This is a genomic window from Streptomyces katrae, from assembly GCF_000966975.1.
GTDB lineage: Bacteria > Actinomycetota > Actinomycetes > Streptomycetales > Streptomycetaceae > Streptomyces > Streptomyces katrae.
Map to the genome: position 1 here is coordinate 1 of NZ_JZWV01000390.1, position 571 is coordinate 571.

1 protein-coding gene is annotated in these 571 nt (G+C 71.3%); it reads right to left on the reverse strand.

The window, feature by feature from the left end; all coding sequences use genetic code 11:
• Window positions 1-14: 14 nt before the first annotated feature.
• Window positions 15-571 (reverse strand): hypothetical protein (locus tag VR44_RS15185; RefSeq protein ID WP_045948015.1); only part of this gene is annotated, 557 nt, incomplete at its 5' end.

Here is a 571-nt window from a genome sequence, read left to right on the forward strand (position 1 = left end):
ACGGTGTCGCCGTGTCAGCGGGCGGTGACCGCGTACGCGGCGAGTGCGCGGTTGCCGCGCGGTGCGGCAGTGGCCCGCAGGACATCGGCCTGGCTCAGGACGAGCGTTCGGACCGGTTCGGGGAGCGCCGCCAGGCGCTCCCGCGTGCCGACCAGGTCGAGGCAGGCCTCGATCTCCCAGTCGCCGTCCTGCAGTCCTTCGGTGTCAACCGGCCTGCTGCCGTCGGCCGTCCAGCCTGCCCGGGGCAGGAGCCGCAGCAGCTCCTCACGGGAGAAGGGCGTTCGGACGTTGCCCGGACCGTGCGATCCCGCCGCCTCGGCCTGCCCCTGGATCAGCACGGCGAGGAGGTGGGCCAGCTGGTCGTCTGACGACGGTGTCAGATCCCACTCGGCGAAGCACAGCCGCCTCGCCCAGGGCCGCACCCGGGCCAGTGTGTCCCGCAGCTGTCCGAACGAGGCGAAGTACCAGGAGCAATGGGCCAGTACGACGTACTCGAAGGCGTTCTCAGGGAAGTCGGTGGACGGGTCGAGGACGTCGGTGGCGAAGCGGAAGTCGATGCGCGGACCGAGAG